The 17372-nt window shown below is 58.8% G+C and carries 4 protein-coding genes and 1 pseudogene; all 5 read right to left on the reverse strand.

What is annotated here, in order from left to right; all coding sequences use genetic code 11:
- Window positions 1–13: 13 nt before the first annotated feature.
- The 5 genes and pseudogenes from JMJ04_RS41590 to JMJ04_RS41615 all read right to left on the reverse strand — a co-directional run bounded on the left by JMJ04_RS41590 (window position 14) and on the right by JMJ04_RS41615 (window position 17364).
- On the reverse strand, window positions 14–5074 hold the full coding sequence (locus tag JMJ04_RS41590) for a non-ribosomal peptide synthetase (protein ID WP_201376288.1): 5061 nt from the start codon (window positions 5072–5074) through the stop codon (window positions 14–16).
- Window positions 5005–9174, reverse strand: coding sequence for a non-ribosomal peptide synthetase (locus JMJ04_RS41595; RefSeq protein ID WP_201376289.1), 4170 nt, complete (start codon window positions 9172–9174; stop codon window positions 5005–5007). The genes JMJ04_RS41590 and JMJ04_RS41595 overlap by 70 nt, the downstream gene beginning before the upstream one ends.
- Window positions 9175–9331: 157 nt before the next feature.
- Window positions 9332–12604: pseudogene (locus JMJ04_RS41605) on the reverse strand (amino acid adenylation domain-containing protein); the annotation flags it as partial.
- Entirely contained in the window at window positions 12544–15336 is a 2793-nt protein-coding gene (locus JMJ04_RS41610; RefSeq protein ID WP_201376292.1) for a non-ribosomal peptide synthetase, read from the reverse strand. The pseudogene JMJ04_RS41605 and the gene JMJ04_RS41610, both read right to left, overlap by 61 nt.
- Window positions 15337–15894: 558 nt before the next feature.
- Window positions 15895–17364, reverse strand: coding sequence for a condensation domain-containing protein (locus JMJ04_RS41615; protein WP_201376293.1), 1470 nt, complete (start codon window positions 17362–17364; stop codon window positions 15895–15897).
- Window positions 17365–17372 lie beyond the last annotated feature (8 nt).

Here is a 17372-nt window from a genome sequence, read left to right on the forward strand (position 1 = left end):
CTGCTTCCGGTGACTATTTCAGGAAGTCGCGCATGTTCACCATGTCTCCCATCGAGACATACAGTTTGCGTTGTCCCTGATAGGGATTGCGCGCATGGGCCGCGAGCATGTTATCAAGGAGCATGATGTCGCCTTCTTGCCAGGGGAAGCTCACCTCAGCCTCTTCGTAGACCTGCCCGATAACCTTGATATCCTCGTCCGCGATAGGCGTTCCATCGCCATAGTAGCAACTTCGGGGTAAATCGTCTTCGGAGAAGAGGGCGTAGAGGGAGGCGCGCACATCTGGATCTAAGCAGGCGGTATGCCAGTGGGTGGCCTGATTCCACCACACCATTTCGCCTGTCTCCGGATGCTTTAATACCGCCGGACGTAGCTGGCGCGTCTTCAGGCGATCACCGTCTTTCCATTCCAGTTCAATGGCCGATTGGCGACAGAACGCTTCGACCTCGCGCTTGTCGTTCGTGCGGAAGACGGTCTGCCATGTCAGGCCCAACCCCTCGCCATAGTTGCGCACATACATGATCTGCTTCCGCTCAAACTGTTCGCGAATACGGGCATCCATACGTTGATAGACTGTTCGGCTATCCACGATGGGCGTGTCTCCGCCCTGTTCCGCTCGTTTCGCGCAGTAGAACATGATCTTCATCGGCCAGATCGCGTTAAATGAGTTCTCGTTGTGCCAGAGCAGTTTCTTCTCTGGCGCGTAGAAGACCGGTGTGTAGAGATTCCCTTTCCCGACCTCTTTCGCCTGAACATGCTCGCCATTTTCATGGAACAGGTCCGTACAGATGATGGAGGCGAAGCGCTCAAAGTCTGCCGCCGAAACTATATGAAAGGTTCTGAACAGAACGCCCCCATGCTTGAGTAACTCCTGTTTCAGTGTGGGCAGATTATTCTTCGTCCAGTCGGCCAGGTCCAGGGTCGCGCTCGCTGGCTCTATGACCAGGGGTAGCCGTTGTTCGAGCGCGAGATAGCTCTTCCGAATCAAGGCTTCCTGCTGTACACTCGTGGGTTTTGGCTTTACCTTTTTAAATTTACTAAAGGCCGCAGCCTCTTGCTCTTTCTGTTCCACGGCTCCTCGCTCCTTCTCTTGTTGGGTAAGCAGTTCTAACTGACTCACTTTGGTATCATTCCCAGCACAGATACTCTCTAGTAAGGCCAATAGCCGATTGGTTATGCGTTCGATATGCGCTGGTGAAAACAAATCGACGTTGTAGGAAAATGCGCCAGAGAGTTCTCGCGCCGTCCGCGTAAAGGTGAGAATAAGATCAAGTTTCAGCGCGTCATTGGGCTGCGAGATAGGACTGACAGCGACATCTGCCAGGGTCCGTTCCTCGCGTGAAGTTTCCAGTTCTTGTGTCAAATCTTGCAATAGCAGTTTTACCTGGAAGAGGGGTGCTATATGTGAACTGCGCTCTGGCTGTAAGGCTTCGACGATCTTCTCAAAGGGTAAGTCCTGGTAGACGTATGCTTCCAGTGTCTTTTGCTTTACTTGCTGCAATAGCTGTTGAAACGTGAGATGCCCTGAAACCCTGGTGCGCAAAACTAGCTGGTTAATGAAGAAGCCGATGAGTGGTTCCAGTTCAACGCGGTTCCGGTTAGCCACGTCCGTGCCAACGGCGATGTCTTCCTGGTTGGTCAGGCGGTACAGCAATATCTGGAAGGTGGTTAACAAGAATATGAAGAGCGTTACCCCTTCTTGCTGACTCGTCTTAATAAGCGCTTCGGAGAGATCCGGGCTAAGCGCGAAGTGATGTGTGGCCGCCCGCTGACTCGATACGGCAGGGCGCGGGCGGTCAGACGGTAACCGTAACGGTGCCAGCCCCGCCAGTTGTGTGCGCCAGTAGGTCAGTTGCTCTTCGAGGACCTCCCCTTGCAGCCAGTTCCGCTGCCAGAGCGCGTAGTCGGCGTACTGAATCGGCAGAGGAGCCTGCGCGACCTCTCTGCCCTCCACTCTCGCTCGATATCCCTGCGCTATCTCCCGCTCTAGCACCTGCATCGACCACCCATCCGAGATCAGGTGGTGCATCGTCAAGAGCAAGACGTGCTCCTCGGCTCCCAGCCGCACCATCTGCACCCGCCAGAGGGGTCCCCCGCTCAGGTCGCAGGGCTGCCGCTTCTCCTCCTGCCCCAACCGCTGCGCCTCGCGCGCTCGCTCCCCCTCGCCCAGCCCGCTCAGGTCGAACACCGGCAGTCTCACCGCTCTTCGTTCCGCGACCTCCTGCACTGGCTCGCTCCCTTCCCACTGGAACGTCGTGCGCAGGCTCTCGTGCCGCCACACCACCTCCTGCACGCTGCGCTCAAACGCCGCCACCTGCAAGGGACCCCGCACCCGTTGCGCGCTGGGGATCAGGTACGCCACCCCGTTGGGAGCGAGTTGTTCCAGAAACCAGAGCCGTTGCTGCGCGAACGATAAGGGGACCCGCGCGCCTCGCCGCTGCGCGAGCAGGGCCGGCGCACTCGACTGACGCCCTCCCCGGAGCCCCGCTTCCACTCGCAGCACGAACTCCGCCAGCGTCGGCGCTTCAAAGAGCTCGCGCAGCGCCAGCTCGATCCCCATCTGCTGACGCACCCGCGCCACCACCTGCGTCGCCAGCAGTGAATGCCCGCCCAGCGCGAAGAAGTTCTCCCTCGGCTCCACGGGCTGCCCCAGCAATGCCTGCCAGATCCCCTGCACCAACGCGTAGACCGGCGATTCCTCCTGGGCCGTTCCCACCCGTTCCGCCGCGACCACCAGTGGCATCTGGGCCAGGCGTTTGCGGTCCACCTTGCCGCTCCCCGTGCGTGGCACCTGTTCCAGGCTCACGAACTGCGCAGGGACGAGATAGTCGGGCAGGCGCTCGCCCAGCCAGGCCCGTAGCTCCTGCCCCTGGGCTCCTGGCTGCTCGCGCGGCACGATATAGCCTACCAGCCGGGGGGAGTGCCCTTCCCCTTCCCAGACACCGACCACGGCCTCGCGCACCTGTTCGTGCCCCCGCAGGACCGCTTCAATCTCCTCCACTTCGATGCGATACCCTCGCAGCTTGATCTGCTGGTCCACCCGGCCCAGGAAGCGCAACTGGCCCGCTCGCGTCCAGCACACGCGGTCCCCGGTGCGGTAGAGCCGCTGGCCCGCCTGCTCGTTGAAGGGATCGGGCACGAAGCGCTCCGCCGTCTGCTGGGGCTGTCCCTCGTAGCCGCGCACCACCGCCGGCCCGCCCACATACAGTTCGCCCGGCACGCCCACCGGCACCGACTCCATCCGTGCGTCGAGCACGTAGAGATGGGCATGGGCACTGGCTCGCCCGATGGGCACCCCCTGTTCCCATTGCTGCCCCGGCTCCGGTGTGCAGACGCTACACCAGACCGTGGCCTCCGTGGGGCCATATTCGTTGTGCAGCCGCGCCTGAGGTCCCTGCTGCTCGTGCGCCCGCACCAGTTCTTCCCCGCAGCGTTCTCCCGCCACGATCACCGAGCGGAGCCCCCTCCACTGCTGAGGCCTGCCCTGTTCAAGCAGTAGGGCGTACCAGGAGGGGATGCAGAGCAGATGGGTGATGCCTTCGCGCTCCATCTGCGCGCCACACTCCCGCGGATCACGCCCGCTCTCTCCCTCTGGCAGCACGACCCGCCCGCCTTGCAGCAGCGTCCAGTAGAGGCCCGCGACCGAGCTATCAAAGAAGAGGGGCGAGAGGAGCAGGAAGTGCTCGACGTCTTCGTGGTAATAGGCGGGACGCGCCCAGGTCGAGGCCACGACATTGCCATGGCTCACCGCGACCCCCTTGGGTCGGCCCGTGGACCCCGAGGTGTAGATGATGTAGGCCAGCCGCTGCGCCGGGAACGCCGAGAGTGGCTCCCGCACCGGCATGGCAGGCCGCGCCAGCAGCGCTTCGACCTCCCAGCCGGGCATACCAGTGGGAAGCGTGTGCGCCGGGGGCTGCGAACGAGAGAGCAGCACGCCCCTGGCGTGGCACTCTGCCGCGATGTGGGCAAGGCGCTCAGCAGGCATCTGCGCATCCAGGGGGACATAGGTGCCCCCGGCCTTGAGCACACCCAGCATGCTGATGAGCATCAGCACGGAGCGGGGTTGGAGCAGAAGTACGCGCTCTTCGGGACCCACGCCCTGTTCCTGCAAGGCTCCCGCCAGGTGCCGGGCGCGAGCGTCGAGGTGGGCATAGCTCAGGTGATGGTTCTCCGCCGTGAGCGCGATGGCGTCAGGGGTGCGCAAAACCTGCGCCTCGAACAACTGGTGCAGGCCCAGGGCGGGAGCCGGCTCGCCTGGCCGCCGCGACCACTCCCGCAAGATCAGGTCTCGCTCAGACTCAGGAAGCATCGACAGGTTGGCCAGGGGTTTCCCAGGCATCGTAACAATGCTCTCTAATAAGGTTTGCCAACACACTAACAGGTGCTCGATGGTAGACTGATCAAACAGATCAGTATTGTACTCAACGCCGCAACGTAATCCCTGAGCAGTGATGGTCGTGGTTAAGGTCAGATCAAACTTGGTGCTGAGCAATTCGCCTTCAAAGCCTTGCAACTGTAAGCCTTGATTACCCGCTACCGGCAGATCCGAAGCCGCGTCTTGCTGCATATTGAACATCACCTGGAAGAGGGGCGAGCGTCCCAAATCGCGTTCGGGTTGCAGCGCCTCCACCAGTTGCTCAAACGGCACATCTTGATGCGCGTAGGCTCCCAGGGCCGTCTCGCGCATATGCTGCACTAGCTCGGTAAAGGTCATAGTATCCAGGATTTGGGCACGCATGACCAGCGTGTTCACAAAGAAGCCGATCAGGTTCTCTAGCTCTGATCGGGTGCGATTGGCAATAGGCGTACCTACGCTGATATCGGTTTGACCCGAAAAGCGGCTTAGCAAGACTTGAAAGGCACCTAGCAAGACCATGAAAGGGGTTGCGCCCTCTTGCTGACTGAGATGCACAATCGCTTCTTGCAAGGGGAGTGGCAGCAGGCGTGCGACATGAGCGCCACGTGTCGTTTGCATTGTTTTGCGCGGATGATCCGTCGTCAGGTCTAGAACCGCGACATCCTGCAATTGCTGCTTCCAATAGCGTATCTGTGCTTCCAGCGTCTCGCCTTGCAACCACTGCCGCTGCCAGAGCGCGTAGTCGGCATACTGGATGGGGAGAGGGCCAGAGGAATGGCTTTCCCGGTCGCAAAGGCTTCATAGAGCAAGGCCATCTCGCGCTCAAGCACTTGCATAGACCAGCCATCGGCGATGATATGGTGCATGGTCAACAATAGTACATGATCTTGCTCAGCAAGCCGTAGCAGCCTGGTGCGGAAGAGGGGACCATGGGCGAGATTGCACGCCTGCTGTTTTTCCAACCTTGCCAGACGCCGGGCCTCCTCTGCACGAGTCTCAAGGGGTAGCGCTTGCAGATCGATGATAGGCATCTGGATGTACAGGGAAGGGGTAATGACCTGCACAGGCACATCGGCATGCGTGGCAAACGTTGTGCGTAAGCTCTCATGCCGCCGCGCCAATTCCTGTACACTATTCTCTAAAGCTCGTGTGCTCAGAGGGCCTTGCAGGCGCCGCGCCGCAGGAATGAGATAGGCGGTGCTATCGGGTTGGAGCTGATCGAGGAACCAGAGGCGCTGCTGGGCGAAGGAGAGCGGCGCTTCCACTCCCCGCTCATACGCCTCTAGCGGCGCCTCTGCTCCCCCTTCATCCTCCATCTCCTCCACATACGCCGCCAGTTGCCTTATCGTCGGTCGCTCAAACATTATCTGCAAGGGCACCTCCCGCTTGAGCACTCCCTGCAACCTCGCGATGATCTGCGTCGCCAGCAGCGAGTGCCCTCCCAGGTCAAAGAAGTTCTCGTCTCCCCCTATCTCCTCGTCCCCCAACACCTCACACCAGATCTCACGCACTACCTCCTCCATCGCCGTGCTCACAAGCTCCTCCTGCCCCTCCTCACGCCGCGCCAGAGCAGCTCGCAGCTTCGCCAGCCCTTGCCGATCCAGTTTCCCCGTCGCCGTCAACGGCCACTCCTGCACGACCACCACATCCGCTGGCACCATGTACTCCGGCAACCGCTCCTGCATCCAGCGCCGCACCGCTTGCGCGTCTACTTCCTCTCCCCGCACATAGCCGATCACCTGCCCCCCCAGCGTTTCCTGCTCCTCCACCTGCACCCTCGCCTCCCTCACCTGCTCATGTTCTCCCAACACCACTTCGATCTCCCCCACTTCGATGCGGTATCCCCGCAGTTTGATCTGCTCGTCCACCCTCCCCTCGTACTCCAGCTGCCCATCTCCTCGCTGCCGCACCCGGTCGCCCGTGCGATAGAGCCTGGCTCCCGGCTCCTGGCTGAAGGGATGCGGCACGAAGCGTTCCGCCGTTTGCTCCCCTCGCCCCAGATAGCCCCGCGCCAGTCCCACGCCCGCCACATAGAGCTCTCCGCTGGCTCCCGGCGGCACCTGCCGCATCGCTTCGTCGAGCACATACACCTGCATTTGTGGCAACGGCTCTCCCAGCGGGAGCCCTCTGCGCCCACGCTGCGCCCTCACCTCGTCCCCCTGCAGGCACGCCATCATGCTACAGACCGTCGTTTCCGTCGGGCCATAGGCATTACAGAGCCGGCGCCCCTGCCCCCAGCGCGCCGCCACCTCCGGCTCACACGCCTCTCCCGCGACCACCAGCGTTCGCAGCGCGGGCAGCGCCTGTTCCGGCAGAACGCGCAATACCGATGGGGGCAGCGTCACCACCTCGATGGCCTGCTCCTCCAACACGTGCAGCAGCCCGTTGCCCGCCAGCACCTCTCCCACCGGAGGGAGTACCAGCGTGCCTCCCGCCACACACGTCGCCACCAGTTCGGCCAGCGAGGCATCAAAGCTCCAGGAGGCAAACTGCAAGACCCGGCTCCCCCGCTCGATCTGGAAGGCTCGCGCCTGCGCCCGCGCCAGGTTGCTTATGCCCCGCTGCGTCACCACCACCCCCTTGGGCCGTCCCGTTGAGCCAGAGGTATAGATAACGTAGGCGGCTTGCGCCTCGCTAATCGGCAGATCCAGGTTCTCCCCCAGCGCTCCCTCAAAGGGTTCCTCAATCTCCGCTCGCGCGACCAGCTCGACCTCCCGGCTCAGTTCCTCGGGCACCGGCTCGCTCCTGATGAGCAGGCGCATGCCCGCATCCGCTCGCATCTGCTGCAGACGCGCCAGGGGCAGGCGGGGATCGAGCGGGACATAGGCTCCCCCGGCTTTGAGGATGGCGAGCAGCCCGATGAGGGTTTCCACCGAACGGCTCGCCCACACGCCCACCAGGGCTTCGGCTCCCACGCCTCGCCGCCGCAGGTGACGCGCCAGGTGGTTGGCACGCCGGTTCACCTGCTCATAGCTCCAACTTCCCGTTGGGGTGAGCACCGCGATGCTCTGCCCATGCGTGCTCGCCTCTCGCTCAAAGAGCACGTGAAGCGGGATCGCCGCCTGCTCGGCCTGCTCCAGCACCGGTCCGTCCAGTCGCTGGCGCAGGGCTTCCTGCTGAGATGCCGAGAGCAGGGAGAGTTCGCTCAGGCGGGCGTGGGGCGACGTCACCAGGGTCTGCAAGAGGTGCTGCCAGCAGGCCAGGAGGTGCTCCATGGTGCGTGCCTCAAAGAGGTCAGTACTGTACTCCACGCTGCAATAGAGGCCCTGCACCCGCTGGACCACGTTCATGGTCAGGTCGAACTTAGTCGTGGTGTGCTCAGTGCTCACCCCACCGACGCGCACCCCTTCCAGAGTGGGCGTCTCCTGCGCCTCTTGCTGGACGCCGAACATGACCTGGAAGAGAGGCGGGCGACGCAGATCACGCACAGGATGCAGGATTTCCACTAATTGCTCGAAGGGCACGTCCTGATGGGCGTAGGCTCCCAGCGCCACTTCACGCACGCGCTCCACCAGCTGGACGAACGTGGGGTCGCCTGAGAGATCGGCGCGCAGCACCAGCGTATTGACGAAGAAGCCGATCAGATCTTCTTGTTCGGCGCGGGTGCGGTTGGCGATAGGCGTGCCCACGTTGAGATCCTTTTGCCCTGAGTAACGCAACAGCAGCACCTCGAAGGCCGCCAGCAGTAGCATGAACAGCGTGACGTGCTGCTGCCGACTCAGCGCCAGCAGGTCATCGCTCAAGGCGGCGGGGACAAGAATTGTTTGCGAGGCCCCACGAAACGTTTGCCTGGCCGGATAAGGGAAGTCCGTGGGCAACTCCAATGGCACAGAATCGGCAAGCTGATACCGCCAGTAAGCCAGTTGTTCATCCAAAACCTCTTCCCGCAGCCACTGCCGTTGCCAGAGCGCGTAATCAGCGTATTGAATGGGCAAAGCGGCTAGCGGCACCGGCTCCTTATTGACGAAGGAGCGATAGAGGGCGGTGATATCACGCACCAGCACCTGCATGGAGGCACCATCTGAGATGATATGATGCATCGTCACGAGCAAGAGGTGCTCCCGCTCATCCAGGCTGAGCAGCGCCATACGGAAGAGCGGTCCCCGTTCAAGATCGAAGACGAGATGCGCCTCTTGCGCAGCCAGGCGTCTTGCCTCGCGCTCTCTTCTCTCCTGAGAGAGGGTCCGCATATCGATGACGGGGAGATGACGCGGTCCCATTGGCTGAATCACCTGTACCGGTTGCTTGCCGCACCACGCGAACGTTGTCCGCAGGCTTTCATGACGCCGCAACAACGCCTGAAAGCTCTGCTCTAATGCTCGCGTGTCAAGCGCGCCCTGCAAGCGTTGCGCGATAGGAATGATATAGGCGCTGCTTGTCGGCTCTAGCTGATAGAGGAGCCAGAGGCGCTGCTGCGCGAAGGAGAGCGGGATTTCGTCCGGGCGCTCGCCAGCATAAAGCGGAGGCAAAGCTCGCGTCTGTTCTCCCTGTAGTAGCTGCTCGACTCGCTGCGCGAACGCGGCCAGCGTTGGCGTTTCAAAGAGGAAGCGGAGAGGGACATGCACCTTCAACAGTGTTTGCAGACGCGCGATCAGCCGCGTCGCGAGCAGAGAATGCCCGCCAGACGAGAAGAAGTTGTCGTGGGTGCTTACCTGTTGACGCCCTAACACCTCACTCCAGACCGATGTCAGCATCTCCTCAAAGGGCGTGCGCGGCAGGATCAGCAGACTTTCATCGTCATAGGTAAACTCTGGCACAGGTAGAGCGCGGCGATCAACTTTGCCATTCGCATTCAGTTCAAAAGCATCCAACGTCACAAAGAACGAGGGAACCATATAATTGGGTAAACGGGTCTGTAGAGAGTGACGTACATCCTCGATAGGGCGCTGGCGCCTGATTTCCACACGATATAAGCAACCAGGCGCTTGTCTCCCTGAAGATCTGTACGTATCATGACGGCACATTGCTGAATCAGCGGGAACTCAGCCAGTACTGACTCAATCTCGCCGAGTTCCACGCGGAAACCGCGTATCTTTATCTGCGTATCCTTGCGGCCCAGGAACTCTATCGTTCCATCCTCTTTAAAGCGCGCGAGGTCTCCTGTCTTATACAACCTAGCTCCCGGTTGCTCGCTCCAGGGATGAGGCACAAAGCGCTCCGCCGTCAGCGCGGCTTGATGCAAGTAGCCGCGAGCAAGACCGTCCCCCCCGATATACAGTTCTCCGGCGATTCCGGCGGGAACGGGTTGATGCCATTGATCGAGCAAATACACCTGCGTATTGCTAATGGGTCGACCAATAGGAATACTCTCACTGGCGATATCCTGGTATTGAATGGGGTGGCAGCAGGTAAAGGTCGTGCCTTCGGTGGGTCCATAGCCATTAATCAGGGCGCACTCAGGCAGTTCCGCTAGCACACGCTGTACATGCGGTACTGAGAGGACATCACCTCCGGCAAGGAGTTGGCGTACCGAACGCAGGCCGGTTATCTGCTCATCGACCATCTGATGAAAGAGGCCTGCTGTCAGCCAGAGCGTGCTGACCTGATAGCGCTGCAACACCGTACTCAGCTCTAACAAGGATGGCAGATGCGCGGGGAAGATAACCAGTCGAGCGCCATTGAGCAGAGAGCCCCAGATCTCAAGCGTTGAGGCATCAAAAGAGACAGGCGCGAACTGCAAGAAGATCTCATCGGCGAATTGAATATAGGACGTTTCCTTCACCAACCTGACAATGTTCTGATGCGCCACCGCGACCCCTTTGGGGACGCCCGTAGAGCCGGACGTGTACATGATATAGGCCAGATTCTGGGAGGTGATAGCCGTTACGGGATTCTCTTGTGGCATACTCCGCACATCCGTCTCCGGCTGATCGAGGCAGAGGATGCGCGCCTGCGTCGGTGGAAGCGAAGAGAGAAGCGATTGCCTGGTTAAGACAACCTCGATATCGCTCGCCTCTAACAGCAACAGCAGCCGCTCTCGTGGCAACGTGGGATCAAGTGGCACATACACTCCCCGGCTTTGAGAATGGCAAGCGTGCTAATAAGCAGGTCCAGCGAGCGCTCCAGGCAAAGGCCAACCTTGATCTCTGGCCCCACGGTGACGCGACGCAGATAGTGGGCTAGCTGATTCGCCCGCGCATTGAGTTCGCGATAGGTAAGCTGCTCCTCTTCGTAGACCAGCGCGATAGTGTCAGGTTGAGCGTCGACACATTCCTCAAAGAGCCGCTGGACGCACTTTTCAGATGGATAAGCGCGTTGTGTGGCGTTCCACTCCCGCAGCACAAGCTGCCGCTCAGGAGCCGAGATAAACGGAAGCGCGGAGATCTTGTCATGGGGAGTGGCGACCACGCCTTCTAGTAATGTCTGCCAGTGGAGCAGAAAGCGCTCAATCGTCTGGGCATTGAAGAGATCTGTATTGTACTCTACACTACAGGCGAGGCCATGAACACTACTTGTTACGCTCAGCGTTAAATCGAACTTGGTAATCGTATGTCCCACACTCAGGTTATGCGCAGCCAGGTTGTCAGCTAGCTCAAGACGTTCACCCAGTTGCTGCGCCATAAACATCACCTGGAACAGCGGGGGACGGCTCAGGTGGCGCTCTGGCTGTAACTCCTCAACCAGGCGTTCAAAGGGCATATCTTGATGTGTATACGCGCCGAGCGCGACCTCGCGTACCCTGCCCAGCACTTCTGAGAAGGTGGGATCTCCCGCTAGGTCTGTACGCATCACCAGCATATTGACAAAGAATCCGATCAAGCCCTCTACTTCCGCATGGGTACGGTTGGCGATAGGCGTTCCCACGCTGATGTCTATTTGATTGGCATAGCGCGCTAGGAGGACCTGGAAGGCCGCCAGGAGGAGCATGTAGAAGGTGACATTCTCGCGCTGGCTCAGGGCGGTTAGCTCGTGCAGCAGGTCTTTCGAGAGATGTCGCGTCATGAACGCGCCATTGAAGGTCTGGACGGGCGGGCGCGGCCTATCGAGCGGCAAATCGAGGGGCGGCACATCCGCTAGCTGTCGCTTCCAATACGCCAGGTGTGTCCCTAGCGACTCGTCATCTAACCACTGTCGCTGCCAGTAGGCGTAGTCGGCATACTGGATTGCCAGGGCCGGAAGCGGAGAAGCTTGTCCAGCGCTAAAGGCGCGATACAAAGCGGTCAATTCGCGTTCAAAGATGTCATTGGACCAGCCATCCGAGATAATATGATGCATGGTCAAGAACAAGACGTGATCCTGCTCATCCAGGCGCAAGAGGGCTGTACGCATCAAGGGGCCGCGTTCAAGATCACAGGGGATGTGCGCCTCTTGCGTCGCCAGGCCGCGCGCAACCTCCTGGCACACTTCGCTCGTCAAGCCGCGTAAATCAATGATTGGGAGGGAGACGGTGGCGTCCTCGTGAATGACCTGCTCCGGTTGCTCGGTGCTCACCTCGAAGGTAGTGCGGAGTATCTCGTGTCGCTGCACCATTGCCCACAGGCTACGTTCAAACGCCCGCACATCGAGCACGCCCTGGAAGCGACGAATACGCGCAAGCAAATAAGCGGTGCTCTCCGGCTCCAGTTGATACAGGAACCAGAGGCGTTGTTGCGCGAACGAGAGGGGCAACGTCTGAGTCCGTGGCGTAGGAAGCAGTGGAGGAGCCTGAAGCTGGTGTTGTCCGCGTAATGCCTGTTCGATACCTTGAGCGAATTCGGCCAGGGTGGGCGTCTCAAAGAAGCTCCGTAACGAGATCTCTACCTGTAATACCGCTCGAACGCGGGCGATGAGTTGCGTCACCAGCAGCGAGTGCCCGCCAATCGAGAAGAAGTTATCATAGATACTGATGGTCGAGATACCCAATAGCTCGCGCCAGATTTCGAGGAGGATCTCTTCGAGAGGATTACGTGGTTCGGCCACGAGAGCGCGTTCCGCTCCCTGGTATATTTCAGGTTTGGGCAGTTGCTGGCGATCAATCTTGCCATTTGTCGTCAGCGGGAGAGCATCCAGGGGGACAAACTGCGAAGGGATCATATATTCGGGTATGGTTTCGCTCAGGAACTCGCGCAACTCCTGGAGCGATGGAACAGGCTGATTACGAGCGACAATGTAGCCTACGATGCGCTTATCGCCGGGAGTGTCTTCTCGCAGGGCAACAGCACAATCCCAGATGTTGCGATGCTTGCGCAGCGTCTCTTCGATCTCGCCTAGCTCAATACGATAGCCGCGTACCTTAACCTGGTGATCGCGTCTCCCAACGAACTCAATCTCCCCTGGGAGGTATAGCGAGCAAGGTCCCCGGTACGATACAGGCGCGCTCCCGGCCTCTCGCTAAAGGGATGGGGAATAAAACGCTCCGCCGTTTGCCAGGCCTGGCGCAGATAGCCCGTTGCCAGGCCCGCGCCTCCAATATAGAGTTCACCGACCACACCGGGGGGCACGAGTTGCAATCCTGGCCCCAGGACATAGGTTTCGATATTGGCAATGGGTCGTCCTAATGCAATAACACTTGACGTATTCGGTTTTCCTCGGTTATACTCTTCCTGCGGATATCGGCTGGAGGCGCTGAGCGACTGTTGGGCTTGCGGATCTCTCCCTCGATCCGTCTGAGGATCCTGCAATAAAGGAATAATGGCGGCATGACGCTGCGATGAAGCGTCATCAGCGAGTCGATTCGTCAAAACGCCGATAGTTGACTCTGTCGGACCATAATGATTCACAATACAACATCTGGCCCCCAACGCTTTCAGGCGCTCAAGCAGGCTGGTCGGAAACGCCTCGCCACCGAGGATCAACACTTCGCGTGGAAGCACAGAGGAAGCGTTTTCGCCCACGAGCAGGGCGGAAAGATGCGAAGGGACAATCTTGAGCACATCGATGGGATGCTGAACCATCCAGCGGGCGAAGGCTTCGCTCGACGTTACCGTCTCGTAGTCGAGTATATGTAAACACCCACCACTTGCTAACGAGCAGAAGATAGCCGTATTCCCCAAATCCGCCGCCAGCGTTGACACCGTCGCGTAGTGCCACCCGGCCCGCCCCTGTATCACCCGACTGAGCGCTCGGGTATAATTCACCACGTTACGCTGTGTCACCATGACGCCCTTGGGCTGACCAGTCGAGCCGGATGTATAAATAATGTAGGCTAGATCCCCAGCATCCGCCACTGGCGCTGGATTACCTTGAGGAGCACGCCTGATCTCTTCTTCTAACGCTTCCAGACAGAGGGTTTCGCCCTGCCACGCAGGCAACTGAGATTGCAAAGTCTCCTGCGTTAGTAGTAGCGAGACACGCGTATCCTGTAATTGATAGATCAGGCGTCCCGCCGGGCTTTCAATATCGAGCGGGACATACGCCCCTCCCGCTTTCCAGATCGCGAGGAGCGCCGTAATCATCTCGACAGAGCGCGTCATGGACAGAGCCACCAGAGTATTGGGTCCCACTCCCCACTTCCGTAGCGTGTGCGCGAGTTGGTTGGCCCGACGGTTCAATTCATCGTAGGTTAATTGCTGGGCAACACTGATAACGGCGGGCTGCGCTGGGAAGAGGACCACTTGCTCTTCAAAGCTCTGGATGAAGGATGTTTGCTCAACGTTGAGTTCCTGCCCGCGTGATGCTTGCAACAGGGCTTCTTGCGCCGGGGCGGGCAACAATGACAGGCGAGCAAGCACCTGGCGCGGTTCGACCACCACCCCTGACAGGATGGTCTGAAACATCAACCCGATGCGCCGGGCCTGTTCGCGAGAGAGATAGGTCAAGTCATACTGCAATTCCAGGCCCAGGCTCGCGGCCTGGCGCAGAGCGTACAGCTTCATAATGAAAGGTTCAGTGCAGCTATAGCGCTTGTATAAGGAAATCGCCAGGTCGCCCGCCTCAACCCGCTCGGCCCATTCCGTGTATTCGAAGCAAATAGGAAAGAGCGCGAGTGGGGGAACGTTATTGCCACCCTTAAAGTGCTCTTCGACGATTTGCCAGGTAAAATAGAGTTGCTCTTCAAACGTCTGCTCTAAAGCGCGATGCGAGAGCGTCGCGATCTGCTCAAATGGCAAGTTGGCCGCCAGCATAGATTCGACAGGCGCAAACCGCGTATAGAGGCCAAGGATATTCAGCAGTTCCTCATCAACCCTTCCATGCTGGGCGACTCCCAGCATGAAATGCGCCTCATTGGTCAGGTGCCAGAGTGTCATCTGCCAGCAAGCCAGCAGGCAGGCTTCAAGCGAGATGCCATACTGATTTGCCAGGGTCTGCAAGCGCGGGTAGAGGCTCGGCTCAAGGGGGATGGATATGGCCTGTGGCGAAAAGGCCGTCGAGATCTGGGCCAGGGACGACGTTTCGCCATGAGTACTATAAGAAATGCATAGATCTTGCGTGGTCACCAGGCGCGAGAAGTCCTGGGCTCGCCAATACTCGCGCTGCTGCTCAGCGTCTTCACGCGCTAATAGGTCATCTTGCCATGCCGAAACATCAGCGTACTGCAATGGGTCCTCGTCAAGCGGTTCACCAGCAGAAAGGACGGCATACATTCGGCTAAGTTCGACGATACATTGGGATAAGGTCATGTCGTCCGCGCAGAGAGCAGGCAGGCAGAATAAAAGGACGTGGTTGTCCGTGGATAAGCGCAGTAATCCCGTTCGCAGTAGGAGTGAGAGTTGTGTAAGATCGGTCGGACAGGTTTGTAGATGAGAGAAACAGGCGTCAATCTGGATTTGTTGAGCATCTAGCGCGAGGTTACTCAGGTCAAGGACCGGGCAGTTGATCCTGGCGTCATCAATCACCACCTGAAGCGGAATATCCATATCGGGCAAGCAGTAGAAGGTTGTACGTAATATCGTGTGTTGCTCGATCAGGCTTTGGAACGCACGCAAGAAGAGCATCATATCTAGCGTACCTTCCAGGCGAGCAGCACACAGAGAAAGGTACGCTTGGCTCTCGCCCTGGAGAGTCCATAGCCGTGCTTGTTGGATAGAAAGGTTGAAGCCTTTGAAACTTGTTGCTTGCATCTACGTTCCACTCCTCGCTCACTGATATGATTGGTTCACAGCGCGACGACAACACGTTGTTATGGCCTGATGAACATGAATTGGGAATGCATATGAAGAAGAGGTGTAATAAGGATAAAAGCAGAAGAGGATTATGCCTGTTCGTTTTACAGCGGTGTGCAAAAAGGTTGAACTCGCACTCCCGATCACTGTAATCGTGCAAATAAAAACGCTCCGCCACCTCAGCATAATCTTCTATTGCTGAGTTAGGTGACGGAGCATTCGCTACGACGTATAGCGACCAGTTTTATTTACAGTATTCGATCTGGCCAGCTATTTTACTAAAGGTAACATATCTACGCGCCATTTGTCAAACTTTTGGCCTCACGTTCTCTGACGGCACTTCCGATAGGTAGACGCATCCATTACCTATAGTGACTGTTGCTACCTGTCATCAGGTTGACAGGACAAATTAAAGCGCGACTGCGTGAGAGGTGGCATGGCGGCGCCACAGGTCGGCCACGACACGCCGCCCCTCACGCTGGATGATGGGGGGTGCGATACCATCCACACACCGCTCTACGGGATACGAATCTCCTTACCTTTGACGGAGCGCAAGCCAGACATTACGGATGAGCGATTACGCTGCTTCTTCTGGGCCATAGCTTCCTTCTCGGCTTCTGAGTGGATTTCCAGGGCGTCAATAACGATATCTGGGCGTGCGACGATATGGTGGAGTAGCACTTCGAAGCGGCTCATCCAGGTTTGAATGGTATGCACTTCAAACAGGTCCGCACTATAGACGGCTGTACAACCAATGCCCTCCGTACTGTTCGTCAGGAACAGTGCCAGGTCAAATTTCGATGACGTAACCTCGTTTCGTAACGGCTCTACTTGTATATCCTCTAATTTCTCCCTTGCTACAGCGATATTCTGCAATACGAAAAGGACATTAACGAGTGGGGTTCCCTGCCCGGTGCGCTCAAGGCGCAGATGCTCGACAAGCATTTCAAAGGGCAGGGCCTGATAGGCATAGGCCTTCAGCACAGACTCACGCACCCGTCGCAAGACGTTGCGGAACTGCGGCGCTCCTCCCAGGTTCCCGCGCAACGCCAGCAGGTTCACGAAGAAGCCAATCAGTTTTTCGCTCTCTACCTGCGTGCGGTTCGCAATATCGGTTCCTACCACCACATCCTCTTCTCCGCTCCAGCGATACAGCAGCGTCTGGAAGGCTGCCAGCAACGTCATGAAGAGCGTTACGCCCTCTTGCTGGCTCAACTGGCGGATCTGCTGGCTCAGGTCGGCGGGCAGCACAAAGTGGACGCTGGCTCCCTGCGTACTTCTCGTGGCTGGACGGGCATGGTCAGTGGGAAGGGCCAGCGCCCTGGCTCCCCTCAACTGCTCTCGCCAGTAGTCCAGGTGCTGCTGGAGAACCGGCCCACTCAGCCAGCGACGTTGCCAGAGCGCATAGTCGGCGTACTGCACGGGCAGCGTTTCCAATGGCGATGCGGCCCCCCGTATCAGCGATTGGTACACAATGTTGAGTTCGCGCACCAGCACCTGCATCGACCACGCATCCGATATGATATGGTGCATGGTTAAGAGGACAATATGCCACCGCGTATCTAAGCGCGCAAGGGCCACGCGCAAGAGTGGTCCCTGCTCAAGGCTACATGGTTGCCGTGCCTCCTGCACAGCTAAGCTCCGCGCTTCACGCTCTCGCTTTTGCTCAGAGAGGCCGCTTAAATCAATGACAGGCAAGCAGAATGAGCGCGTCTGATGAATGACTTGTTGAGGCTGACCAGACTGTACATGGAATGTGGTGCGGAGGATCTCGTGTCTCCATATCAATTCGCGCAGGCTGTACTCAAACGCGGCGCAATTCAGCATGCCCTTAAACTGGTATACCCCTGGAATGAGATAGGCAGTATTCTCCGGGTCCAGTTGCTCAAGGAACCAGAGGCGCTGCTGGGCGAAGGAAAGGGGAATGTCGCCCTCTCGCGCTTGCGCCGTCAGCGCTGGCATCGGGGGCGCATCACTTCCACGCAACGCCTCCT

Origin of the sequence: Ktedonobacter robiniae (assembly GCF_016587375.1) — a bacterium.
GTDB lineage: Bacteria > Chloroflexota > Ktedonobacteria > Ktedonobacterales > Ktedonobacteraceae > Ktedonobacter > Ktedonobacter robiniae.